This window comes from Oceanihabitans sp. 2_MG-2023 (assembly GCF_030547245.1).
Taxonomy (GTDB): Bacteria; Bacteroidota; Bacteroidia; order Flavobacteriales; family Flavobacteriaceae; genus Oceanihabitans.
Genome location: NZ_JAUOQT010000024.1, coordinates 1 through 942, shown reverse-complemented (window position 1 = coordinate 942; position 942 = coordinate 1). Strand labels below are relative to the sequence as shown.

Sequence of the window (942 nt, the reverse complement as noted above, 5' to 3'; positions counted from 1 at the left end):
CTAGATCAACAATCTCTAGAGAAGTCAATAAATGGGTGCAAAATAAGTACGATAAATACGAAGCTCATTTAGCTCATTGGTGCGCTAAAGACGATTATTTAAACAAAAGAAATCTTGATAAAATAAGCACCTACTCGCTTTTAAGATTCTTTGTATATAAAGGACTTTTATCGCAATGGACTCCTGAGCAAATTTCTGGAAGAATTAAGGAACTCTATCCTAACAATCACATAATGTCTATTTCTCACGAAGCCATCTACAAACACATTTACACAAGGCCACAAGCTAGTTTAAACAAGAAACTAATCAAACTACTTGTGCGCAAAAAAACTAGACGAAGACCTTCTAAAAAAAGACGAGGAACAGGAAGCAAAATAATCAATCAAGTCAGTATTGTCCTAAGACCTAAGCATATCGAATTAAGAAAAGAAGTTGGTCATTGGGAAGGTGACTTAGTTATTGGAAAGGTCCAAAAATCAGCAATAGGAACAATCGTTGAGCGAAAATCCAGATACACATTAATCATTAAATTGAATAGCAGAAAATCTGATGAGATTGCTAAAATGTTCTCTTATAAATTAAATCAACTTAACAAATTATTTAAAAAAACAATGACTTACGATAACGGAATTGAAATGGCTAAACATGAAAAAATAACTCAAAATACCGGTATGAAAATTTACTTTGCGCATCCCTATTCTTCCTGGGAAAGAGGAACTAATGAAAATACAAATGGACTCATAAGAAGGTACCTACCAAAAGGAACAGATTTTAATCTAATTGATGAAAAATTATTGATGCAAATTCAAGTAAAACTTAACAATAGACCTCGCAAAATTATAGGATATAAAACACCTCAAGAAATTATGGATTCTGAACTAAAAAATGTAGCTTAGTATCTAACAAAAAAAAGCAACGTTTGTTGCGTTAGAACCTTGAATG

Annotated in this window: 1 protein-coding gene; it reads left to right on the top strand. The window is 32.0% G+C overall.

Features of this window, described 5'->3' with window-relative positions; all coding sequences use genetic code 11:
- Positions 1–896 (top strand): IS30 family transposase (locus tag Q4512_RS16355; protein ID WP_303426458.1); only part of this gene is annotated, 896 nt, incomplete at its 5' end.
- Positions 897–942: the final 46 nt, after the last annotated feature.